The following is a 17,962-nucleotide window of genomic DNA, read 5'->3' as shown; positions in this document are numbered from 1 at the left end:
AATCATGCCATCAACTGGTGTCTATTGGCCAGCTTTTTAAATCTGTCCAGTCTGCTCAATCACGGCTCAAATTCCAGTCAGGATGAATGCGGACCATGAACTCACTCCGCAATAATCGCATCCGCCCAACACCTGCAATTCCAGATGCAGCCGGGGTGGTGGTGCATGATTCTCGGCTTGCTCGCCGTGCCCTCATTGATGCCCGGCGGACTTGCCCATCTGCAAACGGTGCCGTTCATGGCCCTATGCCCAGGCCGGACGTCGCCATCCTGCGAGGTTCGCCAGATGTACTCCGTCGAACCGACATGCTGGGCGCGGGCCTGACTGAGAACTGATGCCGTGCGGGACACCTCAGTCCGAGCGATCAGGATCGCCCGCGATGCCGACACCTCGCCGGATCTCGCAATCTCCTTGGCGATGTCCTCAGCACGCCGGCCGCTGGTCAGGCCCTCGGTCGTCAGGTGATGCACGCGCCTCGCAGCGTCCAGCGGCAGGGATTGGATCAGGTGGACCTGCTCCGTCAGCCGTTGATGGAATGCCTGGCCGGTCGGAGCATTCAGCAGCTCCTTGCGAAGTGCGTGGGACATGTCCCGCGAGTGCTCGCGCCATGCTTTCAGATCGCGGGCGTTGACGTCCTTGATCATCCTCAGGCCAGTGCGATGCGCCCAGTCGCCCAGGTTGTAGCTGTACTGCTCCAGCCGAGACTGGATATCAGGCAGCGCGCCGATATCGCCAGGGTCGAAGCCAGCGATCAATCGACCGATCGCGGCCGCCACCTGTTTCAGACTGGCCGCGTACTGGATCTCCGCCTTCCGGGTCGGCACCGGGCTCCGGCGGGTATGGATCTTCGCCAAAGTCGCCCTCTCCCGGATCGGGCGGCGCATCGTCGGCCGCCTCGATATCCTCGTCGCTGATGTTGGTCCAGATGCCGGTCTCGTCGCTCGACTGCTGCAGCTCCTTCAGAGCCACGCGCTGCGAGATGAGGCCGGCATCGAATGCCTGGATAACGGCATCCGTGGTCGTTTTCGAGACATTGGCCTTTTCCTCGGCCGTCATCTGCTTGAGATGGACGAAGTCGAAGTCCAGTTCTTCCGGTGCGTCGATGCCCAGCACCGACCGGCAGAGGATGCGCAGGATCGTGTCCACCGGCGTGCGCAAACGGCGCTCCTGCCGCTGATGGATGCCATCGCGGTACATCTCCATGTCCGACTCGCCGGTCGAGTTCAGTCCAGCCGGAGACTGACCGAACAGGCGGACCAGTGGGATCTGCAGGGCGCCAGAAAGCTGCTGGCCGAACTGCAGCAGGATGTCAGCCATCCCGGAGAACGAATACTGGTGGGCTTCGTACTCGTCGGCAGCATCCATGAGGGTCATGCCCTCGTTGGTCTGCATCCGGCGGATCATGTCGATCTGCTTGAGCAGGCCCTCAAGCGCAGGGCCGCCCATGGCAATCACTTCGCGCAGGCCTGGGACCTTGTAGGTTCGCAGGTGGGCCTTGTAGACCAGCTGGGCCGCGCCCTGCGTCGTGCTGTCGAACGCCACGAGGCGGTCATACAGGCGCTCGACGACAGACTGCCCCCACAGGTTCTCGCTGATGCGCTGCCAGTACGGCAGATCCACGCCATCGAAGCGCACAACGCGGGTGTAGTGGATCCGCTGCCGGCGCAGGGCCATGCTGTCGGCCACCACGTCGTAGAACTTCGGCTTGCCGATGTCGGGGCCGTACTCGGTGATCAGCTCTTCCATCGAGGGCTGCACCAGCCAACGGTCCAACGGCAGGATGCCCTTGAACTGGCCGCGACCAATGCTGTCGATGTTCAGCGGCGTCTTCATGTCCTGGCCGTCGATCATCAGCACGCCGACCGCGCCGCCGTAGAGGCGTGACCACTTGAGCGTGTCGCAGAGCTGATCCCAGAGCTGCATCTTGGTCATGGCCTTGAGCAGTTTGGCCTCGTCGCTCGGGTCCAGCTCAGACCGAAGCTCGATACCGGCCTTGGTCATGTCCTCGGCCACCACATCGACGGCCTGGCCGACGATCCAGCTGGACCGGTACATGGCCTCCATCTCGACGCGGTTGCGCGAGACGAAATCGAACGTGTAGCCGGCACCGCCCGACAGGTTGCCCGCCTGGATGCCGACCCGAGCCTCGAAATTCTCGAAGCTGTCGATGGTCTTGCGCCTGGCCTTGGCCGAGTCGCGCGCCATTGCTGACGTGCCGAGCCGTGGCGTTTTCCGTTTGCCTCGGCTCATTGGCCCAGTTTCTCCCAGACGCTCAGCACCCTGCCGGTGCCCAGCAGGTTGTTGATGGCATCGACCATAGGGTCGATCTGGTCATCGTGTGCATGGGTGTTGTCCGCCGTGAAGGCGTCACACTCGGCGGTGAAGTCGCTGATCCATGGCGCATCCTCGGGGATGTGCACATAGCCAGAGTCGATATAGCTGACCACGTCCATGACGCGGGTCAGCTTGTCGGTGTTGCGCTGGATACCTTCGACCGGGATCAATCCCGATGCCCGGATGTCCTGGATCAGGCCTGTGCCCGAGGCCTTGTCCTCGACCATCAGCTTGACCAGGGCGCCATTCGGCCACGCCGGCACAGCAAGGTGCTTGTGCCAGAAGTCGATGGCTTTGCGCTTCAGCTCAGGCGCCTCCCATTTCCCGCGGAGAAGGTCCAGCAGGTAGATGCGTCCGTTCTTGCCCAGACCCCAGCATTCCAGCACTGAGTAGTCGTTGCGCTCGGCCGTCTTCTGCGCCGTATCGGCGAAGATGACCCGCTTGACCATCTCCGGGACCACCTTGTACCGGCCAAATTTGGCCGACTGGATGATGCCGCCGCCGAGCGGGCTGGGCCGCTGCATGTATTGGCCGGTGAACACGAACCGGTCAGCCCGTTCCATCGCCAGCAGATCGTCCAGTGGCTCCTTGTAGGGCCAGTAGCTGCGCCGGCCGTCCTGATCTGCATCGCCCTGGGACGCCGCGTCTTGCAGATCCTCGGGCAGTGCGGCGATGTATGCATCGTCGATCAGCGCAGGGATCTCAATGAACTCCCAGTCACCCGGCAGCTTGCCGGACTTGATGAAACCGGTGGGGTCTTCCTCAGCCAGGCGCTGCATGATGATGATGATCGGCGTGTCCGGGTTGGCCTTTCGGCTCTTCACCGTGGACAGCAGCTTACGGTTCGCCTTGTCGCGGTTCGTCTTGCTGTACGCATCCTCGACCTTGAGCGGGTCATCGATGATGATCGCGCCCTGCCATCCGGGAGCCATGTGGCCGGCACGGAAGCCAGTGATCTGGCCGCCGAGCGAAACCGCATAGACGCCACCCAGCTTCTGGCCATTGGCCTCGACGTTCCAGCGCTTCTTGCTCTTGGCGTCTGAGGCTATCGAGAGCGGCCACAGCGCCTGGTATTCCTCGGACTGCACGATCTCCTTGGCGGTCTCGCTGTTGAGCAGCGCGAGGTCATCCGAATAGGAGATATGCAGGAACCGGGCCCGGGGATTGATGGCAAGCCCCCGGGCGATGAGATTGATTGCCACCAGCTCCGTCTTGGAGCTGCCCGGCGGAACGTTGATGACGACGTTCTTACGTCGACCAGCAATGACATCCTCGACAATCGAGCAGATCCGGCGGTGGTGCCAGTTCTGCAGGAAGCGGATGCCCTGCCGGTGCTTGAAGAAGTAGCGACTGAAGAACAGGTGATCCCGCTCGCACAGCTGCTTGATGATCGCCAGATCGAGGGGAAGCCCCTCAGAACTCGGCGTTGAGTCGGTCGATGACCGCTGAGACTGTGCGCTCATCGACATGGGATACCTGCTGCTGGATCGGCTCACCGTTCTTGCCGGTCAGCTCAACCTTGGATGCCTCGGCCAGCCCATAGGCATCACGCTCCAGCGTCACGAGCTTCTGCAGCGAGTCGGCCAGCTCCTTCATGGTCTTGGTGCGACCAGGTAGTGAGGTCACGGCCTGGAACATCGTCAGCAGCTTGGCGTCGATGCCGTCCTCGCTGTTCACCACTAGGTCGCGCAGCTGATCCACCATATCGAGGTGATGCGTCTGCGATTCCAGCTCAGCCAGCAGGGACATGGCGAGACTGCGTGCCCGACCAATATCCTGCCGGTGGGCCATGCGGACGTTGGCGATGACCTCGGCGTTGGCCTCAATCAGTTCGCGATCCGAGATTGCGCCCTCAGTGCGAACCTGGGTGCGAACCTCTGCACTGCGAACCTTGGACTCGGCCTTTGCCCGGATCTTCTCGGCAAGGTCTCTTTCCCAGCCATGGGCCTTGGCCCGCTTACGAATGGCGGTATCCGTGATCCCATGATTGCCAGCGATCTCACGGATCGACAGCACGCCAGCCCGGTAGTCCGCCTCGATGCGTTCCCAGTCAGTGGCCGGCTTCGTTGATTTGTTGCCGGCCATGACTTACCTCGATCAGCTGGACGCAGCCAATGCGCCCGATGCTTGGAGCGATGCGATCAGCGCATTGAGTTGGGTGGCGACGGCATTGATGGACGTTACCGCACCAGCCACATCCGTTGCGGTGGACTCGCCGGCATTGGCGACATACGCGCCCTCCTTCACACCGCCCAGGGCAGAGCTGGTGGCAGCCGGGAGGGTATAGGAGGAGCCGGAGGCATCACTCGGGGTGGAAACCTCGGCGATGGTGCCGTCTTCGGTCACGACATTGACAGTCATGATCTACCCCCTTACGCCGCAGCGCTGGCGACGGTGGTCGACTTCGCCGGATCGACGATGTCCTTCGCCACGTTGTAGGCGCCCTTGATGGCGTCAACCAGGGACGATGCGCCGGCTTCGATGCTCTTCCAGTCCTGCCCCAGGGCCTCGGCCACGGCCTTGGCGCTCGCCAGCACTGCAGCCTTCTTGGTGCCGCCGGCATCGGTGACGCCGTCATAGGCCTTTTCAGCCGAGTCCATCAGCGGGGCGACGGAGTTGTAGACGACCTTGATCGCATCGCCCACGGCCTCGGCGGCGGATACGGCCTCGGTGATATCGGCACCGATCTTGGACAGGGAAAACGACATGGGGATAACCTCGTCAGTTGATAAGGCCGCGCTGGCGATAGCCGGCGAGACAGGAAAGGATTGCGTTGTATCGGATGGCGAGCTGGCCGTACTGACCGGCAACGCCGATGGCCCAGACGTCGCGGGCTTTATCAGCGGCGAGCGGAACCATTCCAGGCAGAGCTGGATAATTCGGGAGGGGGTCACTTTGGAGATCTCCCATATCACACAGGACGGTCGGCTTGATGGTCCGAACCTGGATTAAGTTTTGCGTTTGCTGCGGCGATGGCTCGCTGGACGACTTGGTCAGCGTCTTGCACGCTCCCAGCGGAAGCAGCATCAGCAGCAAGGTGGTCATTCTCAGTACGCGCAGCATTGGCTGACTCCTGGACGGATGCGATCGACTGGCGGGCGATGCTCGCCGTCTCGCTCGATTCGGTGTTGGTGGCAGCTACTGCCTGAGTGGCGGCATCCTCGGCGCCCTGCCCTGCCGGCTTCTTCTTGAAGGCGCCGATCAGGTTCTTGCCAAGGGTCCAGATGCCATTGAGCACTGCGATGATGGTTGCGATGCTCATTTGCAGCCGAACCTCCCTGTGCGCTCGATGTGCAGGTATGACGACATGGCCATGTAGGACAGCACCAGGTTGATGACTGCCACCCAGGCAGGGACGCTGCGAAGGTCTGCGGTCTGGTAGATGCACACCATCTCGGCAATCGCCATCAACACATGACCGCCAGTGGCTACCGGGTGGCAGCGGAATGACAGGCGCCGAGCCGCATCGATGGACACGGCCAACACCAGTAGGGCTGACAGGATGTTGATCGTTGCGAGCATCATTTGGAGTTACCTCCATGAAATGCGCTGGTGATCATCGCCTGCACCCGGAGTGCGACCGATAGCCCGCAGAGGCCGCAGACGAACGCGATTGAGTTGGTCATGGGCGCCGGCAGCTGGTAGTGCAGCACCAGGTAGTCGGGCAGATAGGCGGCACAGCCGGTGCCGGCAACAATGGCCGCCAAAGCACGGGCCCGGGTCATCTGCTCGGTGACTGCGATATGCACCACGCTCCCCGCAAAACCAGCGACGACAGCAGATGCCCGCACGCCGATGGATGCGAAGATGCTCAGTGACATGTGTGATTCCCAAGCGCTGTGAGCGCTATTCGGTAATTGACCTGCCAGTGGTCAGGCCGTGGGCCGCCGGGCCGCCAGTTGCGGTAGTAGTACTTCCAGGCGCCCTCGATGTCGCCGAGGGCCGGCAATACGCGGCGATCAGTCCACAGCAGCAAACGCGCAACCTTGGCGGCAAGGATGTCGTCCGTCAGCAGCGCCTGATAGATCGCCTGAGGAGTGGCCGACACGCCATGCTGCGTGAGGACTGGCAACAGCAGCGGCCGACTGAGCGGGCTTCCCAGTACTGCGCTGCATCCGCCCGTCTCGAACTGGAACAGGCCATGTGCAGGTCCGCCATATTGCTGACGGGTACGCAGGCCCGACTCTTGGATGGCAATCGCCAGCAGCAGAACGGCGGCCTGATCGCTATCAAGGGCACGGGGAAGCTGTTCAAGGGCTGGGTCGATGACAGATGCCAGTGCCACCTGCGGCTCGATTGGCAGGGGAAGAGGCATAAAGCACCGATTAGCTACAATAAATACAGCTACGGCTGAATCCGAAGCTCATTTCGTTTGAAAATCAAAGAGATTGTGAAAATGACTTATGTGAAGATATTTGAAATGCCCATCAGAACCGTATCTGGAAAGTTCGGAACCATTGACGGCTACAACCCATCGAGCAAAGACGAGACATTCTCGGGGTCGATAGATATCGAGGCAGTCGACACGGGATGCTCGTGGAACATCAAGGGCGAATCAGTCATTGGCCCGTCACCTCATGATCTAGACATGGACAACATCATCACTGCATCATCAGTAAGGGAAATACTTGATCTCTTCAACCATCTTCGCAACAGCTGATTAATGAAGTCAAAGCCCCGCCAGTGCCCGGCGGGGCTTTCGTCACGATAGGGAATTTACCCCAAAAACTGTTAGTGCTTCACACTAACAGTCTAAGCGGCTGCACGTCCGAATCGTCTCTGAGCAATGCCGACCTCATTCGCGCAGTGATCAAGCAGCCACTCGTAGACTCGCTTCCATCCGTTGGTGCTGTAAGTGACATTCGAGCGCTCGATCATCTCAGCCCGATCACGGTCACTCCATGCGCGGCCTGCGCCTGAGTCAGCATCACCAAAATAGCCTGCACGCAGCTCCATAAGCACGGCGTCCCTGATCCGCACGTAGACCTCTGACGGCTGCAGAATGCCCTGCTCCATCTTCCCCCAGCTCGGCCAGCGCTCCTTGTGGGCCTGGGCAAAGGCATCCTGCGCCCGGCGGCGGCCAACATCGGGTGTTGCGACCATCAGCATGGCGTCCAGCTGTGCGTCCTCACGGCGGCGCCACTCTTTTGCCAGCAACTCCATGATCGCCGCATCCAGTTGCGCCCTGGTGCGCTCAGCACCTCCAGGCCACCAGACGTGGCACAGCAGCTCGCGACCGAGGCCTGACGGCACGAACGCCAGCGCCCCGGCGATATCCTGCGGGGTGAGTTCGGGAACGCCGCCGGAGGCATCGGTGAAGGTCTGCGTCTTGGGGTTCAGCCGCCCCAGTAGTTTGCCGATATGCGCCATGGTCAGATCCCCTGTTTTGATTCAAATTCAACGCGAACACCGAATTTCCCCCGCGGGCACTTCGCCTGGGCATAGGCCCAGCTCACGCGCGGATCCCGATCATCAATTCCCAGCCGGTCGGCAATGCCATCCCGGACTGATTTCAGGGCACTGCGCAGGTTGTCGTCATCCAGCGTGCCGGCCGATAGCCGCGTCATGGTCACGGTGCATGGGAGGCTGGCCCGCGGGCACAGCACGAATGCATCCGACCGCTGCCGGCGTCGGCGTGCGGCAGCCGGCCGCCAGTTGCCCTGCGATCCGTTGAGGACCGATACAGTCTTGATGGGCATCATGACCATCACTGCCTCCACGCCGGCCGTGCGAGCTTTCGGGCCCGCTTCTGCTCTGCCCGGATCTGCTCCTCCGTCCGTTCTGCCGCTGCCCGGTAGATGCTCTTGAGCGCCGGATGGCCCGGGAGCATGGCCGCGAACATCGCAAGGCCCAGCCCGATATGCAGCATGATCGCCCTCATCGGCCCATCTCCCTGATCGCCTGTTGGGTGCGCATGACGCCCTCCGCATGCATGAGCTTGATCGCACCACTGGAGAATCGATCACTGGAAAGGAGGCTGCCATCACCACCAGAAATCCATGAGTACTTTGGTCGAACCCGCCCATCCACCACGTCATGACACGCCGAGCAGGCCCATGCCCCCATTTCGTCCGGCGGCTTCATTCCGGTGCCGCTATAGCCGGCAAGCCGGTAGTGAGCCAGCACCGTCGTCTCAGGGTTGCCATTGCAAATGCCGGGGATGCGGATCATGCACGGCTGCCCCTTGGCCAGCTTGCGGGCTTTGGTCATCTTGGGTGCGCTCATCGAAATGCCCTCTGGCCGCCTTGAGACCAGTTCAAAAACCACGCGATGTACGCATCCCTTGGCGTTAAGCCTCGCCCTCCGCAGTCGTCAGAAAAACAGATCCACTGACCAAAGATTGCGGCAATCCGTGGCTTGATCGGACAAACCTTCATGCCGCCCACCTCCCGGCGTCCCCATGGAACGGATCGGGATCCGGAATGATCACTCCCATGCCGGCAGCAATGCGCTGCACAGTGGCGTAGAAGTCACTGAAAGTCCGGGCGTCGATCAGGTCTCGCTTACCATCCTCGCCGGTCGTCGTGGTCCGGATCGGCCGGCTGCGGGGATTTCCCATCACCTCGTACTCGGTCCATCCGAAATACTCACCGCAGAAATACTCGTGAAGATCCTCGACACTGTGGCCGGTGGCCTCGCGCAGCGGCGGATAGGCCACGGCCCACAGGGCTGCGTTCTGGTCGAGGGTGCGGCCCTTGCGGGACTCCTTGATCTCGACCTTCCAGCTCTTGGATCCAGGTAATCCGGCAATGAACCGCACAGCGCTGGCCATCACATCGGCGCGCTCTACCCCGCCGGCGTTGAGGGTGAATGTCTGGGTCATGCTGCTTTCCTCTTGGCTCGGCGGATCTTCCACTGCATCTCAAGGCGCGATTGGACTTCGCGCTGGCAGTTCCGGGTGGTGCAATCGTTGCGACCGCAGTCGGCGGGGAGCTGGTTGACCTCGGCACGCCATTGGGCGCTGGGCAGCCGGCCGATGCGGGCGATGTGATGGGCGCAGGCGAAGGCAGTCATGCGACGGCCTCATAGGTGACGCAGTAAGATCCGCCCTTCACCGAGTGGGTAGCCGATACTTTCCCCGAATTAACCAGAAGGTCCAGAGGCTGGCGAACACTGCGGTTGCTGCAGGACAGTTCCGTCGATATCTGACTGATCGTCATCGGACCCATTTCTGCCAGAATCCGGTAGATGAGAACGTCCATATTCATGCGGACATCGCCTCCCGACGCTCGTAATCGTGCCGGCAATCGGTGTCGCACCAGCGCAGGCCATCCGGCAGTGATTCGCCGCAGTTGAGGCATTCGCCGGTGGCTGCGGGACCTTCGGGCTTACGGAACTGAGCTGCAGCGATCCGGGCCATTTCCTCAGCTGCGCTGGACATATCGTTCGTGTCGGAGATGCGCTCGATCATGCCACCTCTCCCGCACCCAGCTGACGCTGGATCTCCTCGATCCTCTGCCGTGCAAAATCCGGACTGGCCGGCACATGCTCGGGCGCCGGGTCTACAGCAATCGCCGCGACGGGCTCGGCGGGCAGCTCACCGCCGTCCATCACAAATCGCACCGTCAGCTCGTGGGCGTCACGCATCATGCGAGCGGCCTGATCAGCATCGGCCGAGCGGAACTGGAACGAGTCGATGTAGGTCCAGGCCTGCCGGGTAAACGGGTCGGTGGCACCGGTACGCATCGCGTGCTGCGTGGCGGCCAGCGACGGGATGCCGATGCACATGGCGCGGAACCGCGGAGCGCTCGGCGGCCAATCGGAACCCAGTGCCAGCGTCTCCCGCATGCCCTGGGCGATCTGCTCGCCAGTCAGGCCAGCAAGAACGGTGCCCCAGGTATCTCCCGCCAACCCGGCAGGATTCGCGCCGTACTGGCTCACCCAGCTATGCCCGAACATCGTCGCCATCCGCGCCCAAAAAGCATTGACCATGGTCTGCGGCGCCTTCGGCTGCGATGCATGCTGCGCCTGCAGCGTCCGCTCGTGCTCGTTCGTTTTCTGCAATGGCTGCCTCGACCTGTTCAACAGCGCTGAGCTTGCGGCCTGATGTGCGGTTTCCACGGTAGTTGACTCCGGTGCGGGTGCTGGATCCACCGGCCGTATCGCCGGCGCTGGATTGGTGATTGTTTTTGCGGGCCGATGCCCTGGCTTTCATCTCGGCGTGGATGTCCTGCAGGTCGCGCCAGCCGCGGAGCACGGCGGCCTCGATGACTGCCTCGGCGTCGCCCCCATCACGGACGATGCGAAGGACCTGGAGCTTGGCGGCCTGCAGGCGGGAGATTGATTCCTTGCCGTCGCTCTGAAGCTGGGCGATCCACATCGACCAGTGGTCGTCGCTGATGCCGTCGGGACAGGAGATCGAGGTCGCCTGGATGCGCCCGACTCTCTCCTCTTCGTTTGTTATTTTGGTTTTATTACTGTTAGGGTCCGCCTGGCGGACTCCTGAGGTCCGGGAGACGGACTTCTGAGGTCCGGGAGACGGACTGGTCCGGGAGACGGACTGGTCCGTCTGGCGGACCTGATTCATGGTGTAAACGTTGTTCCGCCCCGATCGATCCACGGTCAAATAGCCGTCTTTTTCGAGGGACTTGATCGCCTCAATGATTGCCGTCCGACCGTAGTTCGTCCAATCCTCCAGGTCGCTCATTTTGGGCCAGCATTTCCGGTCATGATTGGCGCAGTTGGCCAGCCAGATCATGACGGCCTTTCGCGTGGGGCCAATCTTTAGAGGCTTGACCTCATTCATCATCTCGATGCTCATGCCATCACCCACGAGCAGACCAGAGTCCCGCGCACTGAACAGACGCGCATGGGACCCTTCTTCAGATCGCCGGCTGTCACGCACTCGGGCAGCCGGCGCGCAGCCTCGTGGTAATCAAGGCCCGCAGCCAGGGCAATCTCGGCAGACGTCATGTCGTCGTTGTAGCGGCGAACAGCCTCGACGACAGCGAGGCGGTTGGAGTGCCTGGAGCCGGAGCGCGTGACGCGCATCTCTGCGTCGTGCGACGACACAGGATCGGTGGCGCGAGATGCAGGCGTATGGATGACTCGATCAGTCATGAGAGGGACCTCTTGGGGCCCTTTTGAGGGCCCTTATGGGCAAAACTGATCCCCGGTTCTTGGGCAGCACGTAGCGCTCATTGATCGCTTCACGGGCCAGCTTGGTAACGGCCTGTTCGACGGTCAGGCCCTGTTCTTTCGCAAACGCTGAGATCCTGTCCGCCTGTGCAGGCGTCAGGTCGATGGGAAGGTCTTCTGTCATTTAGAGGGCCCTCCTGAGGGCCTATTTAGGGTCCTTCAGGCGGCGCTCTGCTTGGGGGTATCCTTCGTCACGACAGCAAGACCCTGGATCACCAGGTCCCTCAGGAAGACCGAGGGCTGGGTCTTGTTGATGCGGGCCAATGCGTCGACGAGATTGCGCTCGTCGGCGTTCAGGCGAACCTTGATGATTTTGTCGCGGATATGAGTAGGGTTCTCGTACATGTCGGATACCAAGCTGAATCTGGAGAGGTTGGTTCTTGATCTCTATGCGCGGTCACTCGCGCAAGACGCGGTGATCAAGGCCCTGATGATGGATACGTGCGACGCCCCGCACTGCCGGCGTCGGATTGATGAGTGCTTGTCTGAAGCTGTTGCCACTGCATCGATCGCTGCTTCGTGCGGACAAATTCCACGCGGGATTTCTGATCTCGTGACCGAGATGACCGGCGAGTACACCGCGATCCTCGATGAGCGCATTCAGTGGGAGAAGGACAATCCTGTTGAGGAGGATTGAGGCCGGCGGCGAGCCGGAGGACTGAGGACAAGACCTGACGCTGAGAGGCGTTCATGCAGCCTCCTTTTTCTCAGCGGCAATCCAAATAAGGCGCGAAGCCTTCAGGACGCCACCAGAACCCTTTTCCATTCGGCTGGCCAGGGACCGTCCGATGCCTCGATTGCCATTCATCACCGCGGCGAGTGTCTGGTATGGAATATCAAGCTTGCGCGCAGCAGACGAGATGCCGCCCGCATCACGGACGTAAGCGGAAAGCTCTTCTTTTTCGGTCATGGGCAGGTATTCGTTTCGCATATGTTGCAACTATACGATTCGCATACTTTGCGCGCAAGTGCTCGCGATACCCTGACAACATCCATATGGAGTCTCAGGATTTGAGTCAGTTCATTGCTAATCTCCGCGCTCGGCGGGAAGCCCTAAATCTTTCAATCGAGCAGATCACGGACGCGCTCAACACTCGCGGTATCGCTGTTGCGTATCAGACGGTGGCCGCATGGTTCAATGGCAGTCGCGGATCGAGGTGGAAAGTGGACGAACTGAGGGCGCTCCTGGATGTGCTGGAGACCGATTTGGATGCTATGGCAGGCAATGCAGAGCTCGTAGAGGAGCCAATTGCGGCATCTGTAGCACGTGAAATGAGAGGCCTATCTGAAGCCCAGCAGCAGGCGATTCTGGCAATGATCAGGAGCATGCGGCCCTAGACCGGCCGCTTATTGGGGAAAGGTAATGCGCACAGACTCTACCCTTGGCCTTGAGGGCGTACCGGCCAAGGCCTTCTCGTACATCACATCCATGCTGGTCCCGGGTGAGTCCGTAAGGGCATCTACTGTCCAGAGGCGCATATTTGCGATCACCCATCGAAGAGCTCTTTTGGCAGCGACCACTGGTCGTATTATCGGTATGACGCGCGGGCTTTTCGGTGGCTTTACGCCAACTGACATCCGCTGGCAGGACGTGAAAGATGCCAATATCCGGGTCGGAATTTTCAGCAGCTCAGTCATCATCCGGCATCTCACTCAGCCCGATCTGGCAAGCGGCGGTGTTGTGGTCACATACCGCATCGATGGGCTGAGGAAGGCTGAGGCCCAAGAGGTTTACCGAATGGCCCAGGCTCAGGAGCAGTCCTGGCGCGAGAAGCGCCGGCATCGTGAGCTGGAAGAGATGCGGGCGAAATCTGGTGGATTTCAGGGTGGATTTGGATCAAGCCAACCGGCGACCGATCCCGATCCCGCGGCACGACTAAAGAACGCCAAGGAGATGCTCGACCAGGGTCTGATCAGCGACTCGGAGTACGAGACGATCAAGGCGCGTGTGATAGGCGAGCTCTGATGAGGCTCGTCGCGCTTGTATTTATTTCAGCGCTTGCCTTTTTTGCAACTATTTCCAATGCACGGTCGGCGACTATTGATGAGGCCATACATCCAGACGCAGTACAGCAGCGCTTCTTAAGGATTTTTTTCTCTAACGATCTTCTGACTTTTGTCCATGGTGGCAAAAGCGAACATGCCGAACTATGGCGAAAACTAGTCATTCCTAGCACGCGCGATTTAACTATCGCCACTGAATTTATGCAGAATCCAATTGGCGCTGATGCCAAGTACCGAAACAAGTACACTTTTGTGAATGGATACTTTGGAGGAGCTGAAAAATTTAGTGATGATGATTTTATCATTAAAATGCAGATGGTAACTGCATATATTAGCGTCCGAGACTCGAAGTTCCTTGAGATGGCAAAACCGGGTGACCGCATCGATATGGCTTGCATCGTTCACGGCAAGGGCGTCGAGTTCGTCGAGATGGGGTCCTGTGTCCAGCAAGATGAAGTGATTACTGAACTTGCAAAGATCGCAATGGACGCCTTCCTTCATGGACCAATCAACTTGGAAAGAATCATCCAAACTGAAATGGCTATCCAGTTTGACGAGCTAGAGCCGAAGAACACGTTATGTCGACATGGAGACGATAAGTCATGCATCGCAGACATGAACAACATGTCTGACCGCCTGCAGGCCGCACTGATAGCCTGGGGTAAGGCCAATGCAAACAGCCTAAAGCCCCTATTAAAGGCTGTACCGAAGTGAATCGCTGGTCCGAGTGCCTGATGCTGGCGGAGTGAGGTGTGCAATCCAAAAAAAGAATCGATATTTCACTTATATATTGCAACTCAGTCAAGGCAAATGAATGAACGATGGTAAATCGAGAATACTATCACCGCCAGTTACATCTGTAACTGAGGAAGATTTCAGAAGATTTCTTGGAGAAAAAACATTAAGCCCTAATTGCTCGTGCTGCGGCGAGTCAGCATGGTTCTATATCGGAACAGAAAATAGATTTGGGCTATTCACAATGATCCCTTTCGCAGAAAATCCAAGACCAGATAGTGGGATGGTAGAGCGACTGGGTGGGAGCGTAGCAGGAAGGGCAATAATATCTCTTGGATGTGGTAATTGCGGATATATCAGGAGCCATGACCTATTCGTCGTGTCGCAGTGGGTAAGGAGAAACCCAGAAAAGAAGGCCGCCGACGATGCCTAAGGTAACTTACCTTCCTGGCGCCATGGATCCGCTGCAAGCGGCAGCTATTGGCCCAGCACTTGCAAATGGCGGTGGTGGAACACATGATGGAGGTATGGAACAGCGCCTTACCACCCTTGAAACACGGCTAGACACCATCTTGCCTACCTTGGCCACCAAGGCAGACATCGAAGGTGTGCGCAGTGATATCAAGGGGTGGATGCTTGCGACGGTGCTAACAATCATTGGCACACTCGTCGCAGTGGTGGTTGCTATGAATACCCTGTGGAAGCCGCCATCGACGCTCTCAGCGACCCAAGCTGCCCCCATCATCATTCAAGTTCCAGCATACGCTCAGCCAACAACGGGCATGCAGCCCGCGGTACAGGCCAAGATAAATCACTAACCCCGCTCCGGCGGGGTTTTTCATGCCCTACCCCATCTCCACCTCCTCCCCCAGCCGCAGGATGATCCTTGGATCATCATAGTCGCCCGTCTCTGAGTCCGCCGTCTGAGCAAAGACCATGACCGCGGCCTTATCCTCCTCCAGCCTGTAGGCCCGGCGCACAGCCGCATCCTCTGCCGTCATCGGTATCGGCGGATCGGCGATCAACTGCCCGCGTTTCCCCGCCACCCACGTCTGCACCACGTAAATCGTCTCTTTGGCCATGTTTCCTCCTGGTGGGGAAATGATGGCCTGTGCGCGTCTCACGGGGTGAGATTTAGATAAATGGACGCTGAACAGTATGCGATTCGCATCCATAAATTATGCGTTTCGCATTGCCTCGTTGGTATGCGTTTCGTATAGTCAACCCGCGCCGCAGCGAAACGCTGACCCACGGCCTGGGATCTTCCACAACCGAATAGCTGCCGGTCACGGCGGGTCAAAGCATCTGAGGGATGTTCAGCCAAGTGACGGATCGGCAGAGACTTTGGCCCTTGGTAGCAGGGGCCATTGTGATGGGATTTGAGGTTGCGCTGACCGAGGCGCTGAACACTCGGACTTCCTTGTTGGTGAAAAATGTGGCCGTAGCGGGCCGACAGACCCCATCACAATTCAACGCGCAGAGGAGCGCAAATATGCAAGCACACAGCTTGAGCCTGTCGTCTCTGCAGGCATTTCAGTCGCTATGCCACGGCGCGGCCGTCGATGGCGGCTGGTGGAACAGTTTGGCGTGGCGCGATCCCGATGCAAGGAAGCACTTCATCGCCGGCAAGCTGGCCCTTGTGCATTCCGAAGTCAGCGAGGCGCTGGAGGCGTTCCGCAAGGATCTGATGGACGACCATCTGCCTGAGCGCAAGGGTATGGAAGTCGAGATGGCCGATGCGGTGATCCGGATCCTCGATCTGGCTGGGGCCCTTCACCTCGACGTGTTCGGCGCGGCCATGGAGAAGATTCGCTACAACGCCACGCGGGCCGATCATCTGCCTGCAAATCGGGCGCTGCCTGGCGGTAAGTCGATTTGATTTAAGACCCGGCCACTGATAGGCCGGCAATACCCCGCCACTGGATGGCGTTGAGCCGTGCGAGGCCGGCGCAATACCCAGCCACTCATTCTCTATCGGTGCGGCACATGCCGTATCTACCACTTTCAAGCCGGCCATGAGCTGGCTTTTTTTTGAGGAAAGTTCATGGCAAACGAAGTGATCGTGGCTTACAAGGGCTTTGACAAGGATCTCAAGTGCCGAGATTTTCAGTATGAGGTCGGCAAGGAGTATGTCCACGAAGGCGAGGTGAAGGCCTGCAACGAAGGCTTCCACTGCTGCGAGTATCCGCTCGATGTGTTTGGATACTACCCGCCCGCAGGTGCACGCTTCGCAGTAATCGAGGCATCCGGGAAGGTGGATCGGGAAAGCGACAAGCTGGCCTGCGAGAAGATTGGAATCAAGGCTGAAATCGGATTGCCGGGCATCATCAAGGCGGCCATCGATTTTACGTTCAGTCGGGCAAAGAAAGCGGATGGCGATCAGTCCAAGGATGAGCGCGGCGCAGCCAGCTCGACCGGCGACTGGGGCGCAGCCAGCTCGACCGGCGACTACGGCGCAGCCAGCTCGACCGGCTACCAGGGCGCAGCCAGCTCGACCGGCGACTACGGCGCAGCCAGCTCGACCGGCGACTACGGCGCAGCCAGCTCGACCGGCAACCGGGGCGCAGCCAGCTCGACCGGCAACCGGGGCGCAGCCAGCTCGACCGGCGACTACGGCGCAGCCAGCTCGACCGGCGACTACGGCGCAGCCAGCTCGACCGGCGACTGGGGCGCAGCCAGCTCGACCGGCGACTGGGGAGCAGCCATGGCCTCGGGTTATGAGGGGAAAGTCATGGGCACAGACGGAAATGCCCTATTCCTCGTTGAGCGCAACGAGGACCACGAAATCATCGACGTATGGGCAGGCGTTGTCGGCAAGGATGGCATCAAGCCGAATGTCTGGTACTCACTGAAAGACGGCAGGCCCGTCGAAATCTAATCAACCAACAGCCGGCCATCCGGCTTTTTTTGTGCCTGGAGAAAGTCATGAAATCCAACACGAAGCGCTGCAAGGCGGCCTGCCGCTGGTTCGGCCGGTTCAATCAGACGGACCTTGGCCTGATGCTGGCCATCCATCCGAAGTGGCCACTGATCGCCGGGGGTGTGGCATGAAGGTCATAGGCAGCGAGAGCAATTTGACCACCTACATCCATTACCGGGGTGAGACGGCATTTAGCCGGGCTGCGATTGTGTTTGATCGGACCACTTGCGACATGGCTGTGTCCATATGCATTCCGATGAGTAGCATCCGCGAGTTGATCGCAGGCCTGACGGAGATGGCTGATGCGCATGATGCTGGGTCGAGGCAGGAGATGGCGGCATGAAGCGTGTACTGACGCCTGAGGCTGAAGCCGAGCGAGCCGATTTTGATTCCGAATTTGACGGGGGCAATTGCTCGTGCCACTTGACCCCGCCATGCGGTAGCTGCACCCATCCCGGAAATCCAGATAACCAGGCCGAGGACGACTCGGCTTGGATGGAAGTCGATGACGATTATGACGGGGTGGAGGAATGACCCTATACCTCCCCGATCCTCCCGGCTGGCAATGCGACCACGCCGGCGATGCTGCAGCTGATCGTGAATCGATCATCGAGCGCGAAGCAATCCGGTCCGTAGCAGATCCTGAGGTGGCCGAGGAGTTTCTCGCCACCCTACTCGACCGCCCCAACGACTGTGAGGCCATGGCCAAGGCTGTGGCCACCAAGGACTGGCGAGAGATCGAAGCGCTGCTTTGGTCATGGGCTTACGGACGAGCCGAACGAAATTACCAAGAGCCGCCCCGCGGCTTCCACTAATTCAAATCCCCTTCCC

Annotated in this window: 36 protein-coding genes; 11 read left to right on the top strand and 25 right to left on the bottom strand. The window is 59.9% G+C overall.

What is annotated here, in order from left to right:
• Window positions 1-101: 101 nt before the first annotated feature.
• From FRAAU_RS07365 to FRAAU_RS16915, 11 genes are read right to left on the bottom strand one after another with little or no spacing between them, the layout of a single operon-like run.
• The gene (locus FRAAU_RS07365; protein ID WP_217176266.1) at window positions 102-776 is read right to left on the bottom strand and encodes a phage head morphogenesis protein; all 675 of its coding nucleotides are present in this window, start codon (window positions 774-776) and stop codon (window positions 102-104) included.
• Window positions 712-2,250 carry a DUF1073 domain-containing protein gene (locus FRAAU_RS07360; protein WP_041270452.1) on the bottom strand — a complete coding sequence of 513 codons (1,539 nt, stop codon included), beginning with the start codon at window positions 2,248-2,250 and terminating at the stop codon, window positions 712-714. Before FRAAU_RS07360 ends, FRAAU_RS07365 begins: the two co-directional genes overlap by 65 nt.
• Window positions 2,247-3,803, bottom strand: a complete 1,557-nt coding sequence (gene terL, locus FRAAU_RS07355; protein WP_014402912.1) for a phage terminase large subunit — start codon at window positions 3,801-3,803, stop codon at window positions 2,247-2,249. The genes FRAAU_RS07360 and terL overlap by 4 nt, the downstream gene beginning before the upstream one ends.
• Complete coding sequence (locus FRAAU_RS07350; RefSeq protein ID WP_014402911.1) at window positions 3,748-4,419, bottom strand: hypothetical protein; 672 nt, start codon at window positions 4,417-4,419, stop codon at window positions 3,748-3,750. The genes terL and FRAAU_RS07350 overlap by 56 nt, the downstream gene beginning before the upstream one ends.
• Before the next feature lie 12 nt (window positions 4,420-4,431).
• Complete coding sequence (locus FRAAU_RS07345) at window positions 4,432-4,695, bottom strand: head fiber protein (RefSeq protein ID WP_014402910.1); 264 nt, start codon at window positions 4,693-4,695, stop codon at window positions 4,432-4,434.
• A gap of 11 nt (window positions 4,696-4,706) precedes the next feature.
• Window positions 4,707-5,042 (bottom strand): hypothetical protein, encoded by a 336-nt coding sequence (locus FRAAU_RS07340; RefSeq protein WP_014402909.1) that lies wholly within the window; start codon window positions 5,040-5,042, stop codon window positions 4,707-4,709.
• Between the two features lie 13 nt (window positions 5,043-5,055).
• Window positions 5,056-5,193 (bottom strand): hypothetical protein, encoded by a 138-nt coding sequence (locus tag FRAAU_RS07335; RefSeq protein ID WP_156803373.1) that lies wholly within the window; start codon window positions 5,191-5,193, stop codon window positions 5,056-5,058.
• 52 nt (window positions 5,194-5,245) lie between these two features.
• Window positions 5,246-5,596 carry a hypothetical protein gene (locus FRAAU_RS07330; RefSeq protein ID WP_041270449.1) on the bottom strand — a complete coding sequence of 117 codons (351 nt, stop codon included), beginning with the start codon at window positions 5,594-5,596 and terminating at the stop codon, window positions 5,246-5,248.
• Complete coding sequence (locus tag FRAAU_RS07325) at window positions 5,593-5,859, bottom strand: hypothetical protein (protein ID WP_014402907.1); 267 nt, start codon at window positions 5,857-5,859, stop codon at window positions 5,593-5,595. Before FRAAU_RS07325 ends, FRAAU_RS07330 begins: the two co-directional genes overlap by 4 nt.
• The gene (locus FRAAU_RS07320) at window positions 5,856-6,155 is read right to left on the bottom strand and encodes a hypothetical protein (RefSeq protein ID WP_014402906.1); all 300 of its coding nucleotides are present in this window, start codon (window positions 6,153-6,155) and stop codon (window positions 5,856-5,858) included. The genes FRAAU_RS07325 and FRAAU_RS07320 overlap by 4 nt, the downstream gene beginning before the upstream one ends.
• Complete coding sequence (locus FRAAU_RS16915; protein ID WP_014402905.1) at window positions 6,146-6,649, bottom strand: hypothetical protein; 504 nt, start codon at window positions 6,647-6,649, stop codon at window positions 6,146-6,148. The genes FRAAU_RS07320 and FRAAU_RS16915 overlap by 10 nt, the downstream gene beginning before the upstream one ends.
• A gap of 81 nt (window positions 6,650-6,730) precedes the next feature.
• Between FRAAU_RS16915 and FRAAU_RS07310 the strand changes: the two genes are divergently transcribed.
• On the top strand, window positions 6,731-6,994 hold the full coding sequence (locus tag FRAAU_RS07310; protein WP_041270447.1) for a hypothetical protein: 264 nt from the start codon (window positions 6,731-6,733) through the stop codon (window positions 6,992-6,994).
• Window positions 6,995-7,086: 92 nt separating this feature from the next.
• Here the strand turns inward: FRAAU_RS07310 and FRAAU_RS16430 are convergent, their stop codons facing one another.
• From FRAAU_RS16430 to FRAAU_RS07250, 12 genes are all read right to left on the bottom strand, one after another.
• Window positions 7,087-7,704 carry a hypothetical protein gene (locus FRAAU_RS16430; protein ID WP_014402904.1) on the bottom strand — a complete coding sequence of 206 codons (618 nt, stop codon included), beginning with the start codon at window positions 7,702-7,704 and terminating at the stop codon, window positions 7,087-7,089.
• Between the two features lie 2 nt (window positions 7,705-7,706).
• A complete protein-coding gene (locus FRAAU_RS07300; RefSeq protein WP_014402903.1) occupies window positions 7,707-8,042 on the bottom strand; it encodes a hypothetical protein in 336 nt (111 codons plus the stop codon).
• Entirely contained in the window at window positions 8,042-8,215 is a 174-nt protein-coding gene (locus FRAAU_RS17205; RefSeq protein WP_014402902.1) for a hypothetical protein, read from the bottom strand. Before FRAAU_RS17205 ends, FRAAU_RS07300 begins: the two co-directional genes overlap by 1 nt.
• Window positions 8,212-8,601: a DUF1364 domain-containing protein gene (locus FRAAU_RS07295; protein ID WP_245546451.1), complete on the bottom strand. Its 390-nt coding sequence runs from the start codon at window positions 8,599-8,601 to the stop codon at window positions 8,212-8,214. The genes FRAAU_RS17205 and FRAAU_RS07295 overlap by 4 nt, the downstream gene beginning before the upstream one ends.
• A 106-nt stretch (window positions 8,602-8,707) precedes the next feature.
• The gene (locus FRAAU_RS07290; RefSeq protein WP_014402900.1) at window positions 8,708-9,157 is read right to left on the bottom strand and encodes a hypothetical protein; all 450 of its coding nucleotides are present in this window, start codon (window positions 9,155-9,157) and stop codon (window positions 8,708-8,710) included.
• Window positions 9,154-9,348 carry a hypothetical protein gene (locus FRAAU_RS07285; protein WP_014402899.1) on the bottom strand — a complete coding sequence of 65 codons (195 nt, stop codon included), beginning with the start codon at window positions 9,346-9,348 and terminating at the stop codon, window positions 9,154-9,156. Before FRAAU_RS07285 ends, FRAAU_RS07290 begins: the two co-directional genes overlap by 4 nt.
• A 190-nt stretch (window positions 9,349-9,538) precedes the next feature.
• Complete coding sequence (locus FRAAU_RS17385) at window positions 9,539-9,745, bottom strand: hypothetical protein (protein WP_014402898.1); 207 nt, start codon at window positions 9,743-9,745, stop codon at window positions 9,539-9,541.
• On the bottom strand, window positions 9,742-10,242 hold the full coding sequence (locus FRAAU_RS07270; RefSeq protein ID WP_052317850.1) for a hypothetical protein: 501 nt from the start codon (window positions 10,240-10,242) through the stop codon (window positions 9,742-9,744). The genes FRAAU_RS17385 and FRAAU_RS07270 overlap by 4 nt, the downstream gene beginning before the upstream one ends.
• Complete coding sequence (locus FRAAU_RS07265) at window positions 10,220-11,095, bottom strand: helix-turn-helix domain-containing protein (RefSeq protein WP_083841136.1); 876 nt, start codon at window positions 11,093-11,095, stop codon at window positions 10,220-10,222. Before FRAAU_RS07265 ends, FRAAU_RS07270 begins: the two co-directional genes overlap by 23 nt.
• A complete protein-coding gene (locus FRAAU_RS07260; protein WP_014402895.1) occupies window positions 11,092-11,394 on the bottom strand; it encodes a hypothetical protein in 303 nt (100 codons plus the stop codon). The genes FRAAU_RS07265 and FRAAU_RS07260 overlap by 4 nt, the downstream gene beginning before the upstream one ends.
• Window positions 11,387-11,596 (bottom strand): hypothetical protein, encoded by a 210-nt coding sequence (locus FRAAU_RS07255; protein ID WP_014402894.1) that lies wholly within the window; start codon window positions 11,594-11,596, stop codon window positions 11,387-11,389. The genes FRAAU_RS07260 and FRAAU_RS07255 overlap by 8 nt, the downstream gene beginning before the upstream one ends.
• 35 nt (window positions 11,597-11,631) lie before the next feature.
• Complete coding sequence (locus FRAAU_RS07250; protein WP_014402893.1) at window positions 11,632-11,817, bottom strand: hypothetical protein; 186 nt, start codon at window positions 11,815-11,817, stop codon at window positions 11,632-11,634.
• On the opposite strand from FRAAU_RS07250, the gene FRAAU_RS07245 reads away from it, so the two are divergent.
• Window positions 11,816-12,109, top strand: coding sequence for a hypothetical protein (locus FRAAU_RS07245; RefSeq protein ID WP_041270444.1), 294 nt, complete (start codon window positions 11,816-11,818; stop codon window positions 12,107-12,109). The two genes, FRAAU_RS07250 and FRAAU_RS07245, sit on opposite strands and share 2 nt — an antisense overlap.
• Before the next feature lie 51 nt (window positions 12,110-12,160).
• On the opposite strand, the gene FRAAU_RS07240 is transcribed toward FRAAU_RS07245, so the two are convergent.
• The gene (locus tag FRAAU_RS07240) at window positions 12,161-12,382 is read right to left on the bottom strand and encodes a hypothetical protein (protein WP_156803371.1); all 222 of its coding nucleotides are present in this window, start codon (window positions 12,380-12,382) and stop codon (window positions 12,161-12,163) included.
• 101 nt (window positions 12,383-12,483) lie between these two features.
• Here FRAAU_RS07240 and FRAAU_RS07235 point away from each other — a divergent pair, with 101 nt between their 5' ends.
• From FRAAU_RS07235 to FRAAU_RS07220, 4 genes are all read left to right on the top strand, one after another.
• The gene (locus FRAAU_RS07235; RefSeq protein ID WP_245546450.1) at window positions 12,484-12,810 is read left to right on the top strand and encodes a helix-turn-helix domain-containing protein; all 327 of its coding nucleotides are present in this window, start codon (window positions 12,484-12,486) and stop codon (window positions 12,808-12,810) included.
• A gap of 25 nt (window positions 12,811-12,835) precedes the next feature.
• Window positions 12,836-13,438: a PH domain-containing protein gene (locus FRAAU_RS07230; RefSeq protein WP_014402892.1), complete on the top strand. Its 603-nt coding sequence runs from the start codon at window positions 12,836-12,838 to the stop codon at window positions 13,436-13,438.
• Window positions 13,438-14,190 (top strand): hypothetical protein, encoded by a 753-nt coding sequence (locus FRAAU_RS07225; protein WP_014402891.1) that lies wholly within the window; start codon window positions 13,438-13,440, stop codon window positions 14,188-14,190. Before FRAAU_RS07230 ends, FRAAU_RS07225 begins: the two co-directional genes overlap by 1 nt.
• Window positions 14,191-14,636: 446 nt before the next feature.
• On the top strand, window positions 14,637-15,029 hold the full coding sequence (locus tag FRAAU_RS07220) for a hypothetical protein (RefSeq protein WP_156803370.1): 393 nt from the start codon (window positions 14,637-14,639) through the stop codon (window positions 15,027-15,029).
• 27 nt (window positions 15,030-15,056) lie between these two features.
• Here FRAAU_RS07220 and FRAAU_RS07215 read toward each other — a convergent pair whose 3' ends face one another.
• Window positions 15,057-15,293 (bottom strand): hypothetical protein, encoded by a 237-nt coding sequence (locus FRAAU_RS07215; RefSeq protein ID WP_014402890.1) that lies wholly within the window; start codon window positions 15,291-15,293, stop codon window positions 15,057-15,059.
• A gap of 290 nt (window positions 15,294-15,583) precedes the next feature.
• On the opposite strand from FRAAU_RS07215, the gene FRAAU_RS07210 reads away from it, so the two are divergent.
• The 5 genes from FRAAU_RS07210 (at window position 15,584) to FRAAU_RS07190 (ending at window position 17,946) form a co-directional block, all read left to right on the top strand.
• A complete protein-coding gene (locus FRAAU_RS07210; protein ID WP_217176265.1) occupies window positions 15,584-16,090 on the top strand; it encodes a nucleoside triphosphate pyrophosphohydrolase family protein in 507 nt (168 codons plus the stop codon).
• A gap of 165 nt (window positions 16,091-16,255) precedes the next feature.
• A complete protein-coding gene (locus tag FRAAU_RS07205; RefSeq protein WP_014402888.1) occupies window positions 16,256-17,089 on the top strand; it encodes a DUF7666 domain-containing protein in 834 nt (277 codons plus the stop codon).
• Window positions 17,090-17,136: 47 nt separating this feature from the next.
• Window positions 17,137-17,262 carry a hypothetical protein gene (locus FRAAU_RS17850; RefSeq protein ID WP_014402887.1) on the top strand — a complete coding sequence of 42 codons (126 nt, stop codon included), beginning with the start codon at window positions 17,137-17,139 and terminating at the stop codon, window positions 17,260-17,262.
• Window positions 17,263-17,470: 208 nt separating this feature from the next.
• A complete protein-coding gene (locus tag FRAAU_RS07195; RefSeq protein ID WP_014402885.1) occupies window positions 17,471-17,665 on the top strand; it encodes a hypothetical protein in 195 nt (64 codons plus the stop codon).
• Window positions 17,662-17,946 (top strand): hypothetical protein, encoded by a 285-nt coding sequence (locus FRAAU_RS07190; RefSeq protein ID WP_014402884.1) that lies wholly within the window; start codon window positions 17,662-17,664, stop codon window positions 17,944-17,946. Before FRAAU_RS07195 ends, FRAAU_RS07190 begins: the two co-directional genes overlap by 4 nt.
• The last annotated feature ends 16 nt before the right edge of the window (window positions 17,947-17,962 follow it).

The sequence above is a fragment of the Frateuria aurantia DSM 6220 genome, assembly GCF_000242255.2.
In the GTDB taxonomy this organism is placed as follows: Bacteria; Pseudomonadota; Gammaproteobacteria; order Xanthomonadales; family Rhodanobacteraceae; genus Frateuria; species Frateuria aurantia.
Note: the sequence above shows the minus strand (reverse complement) of the source record. Positions and strands in the feature narration are given on the sequence as shown.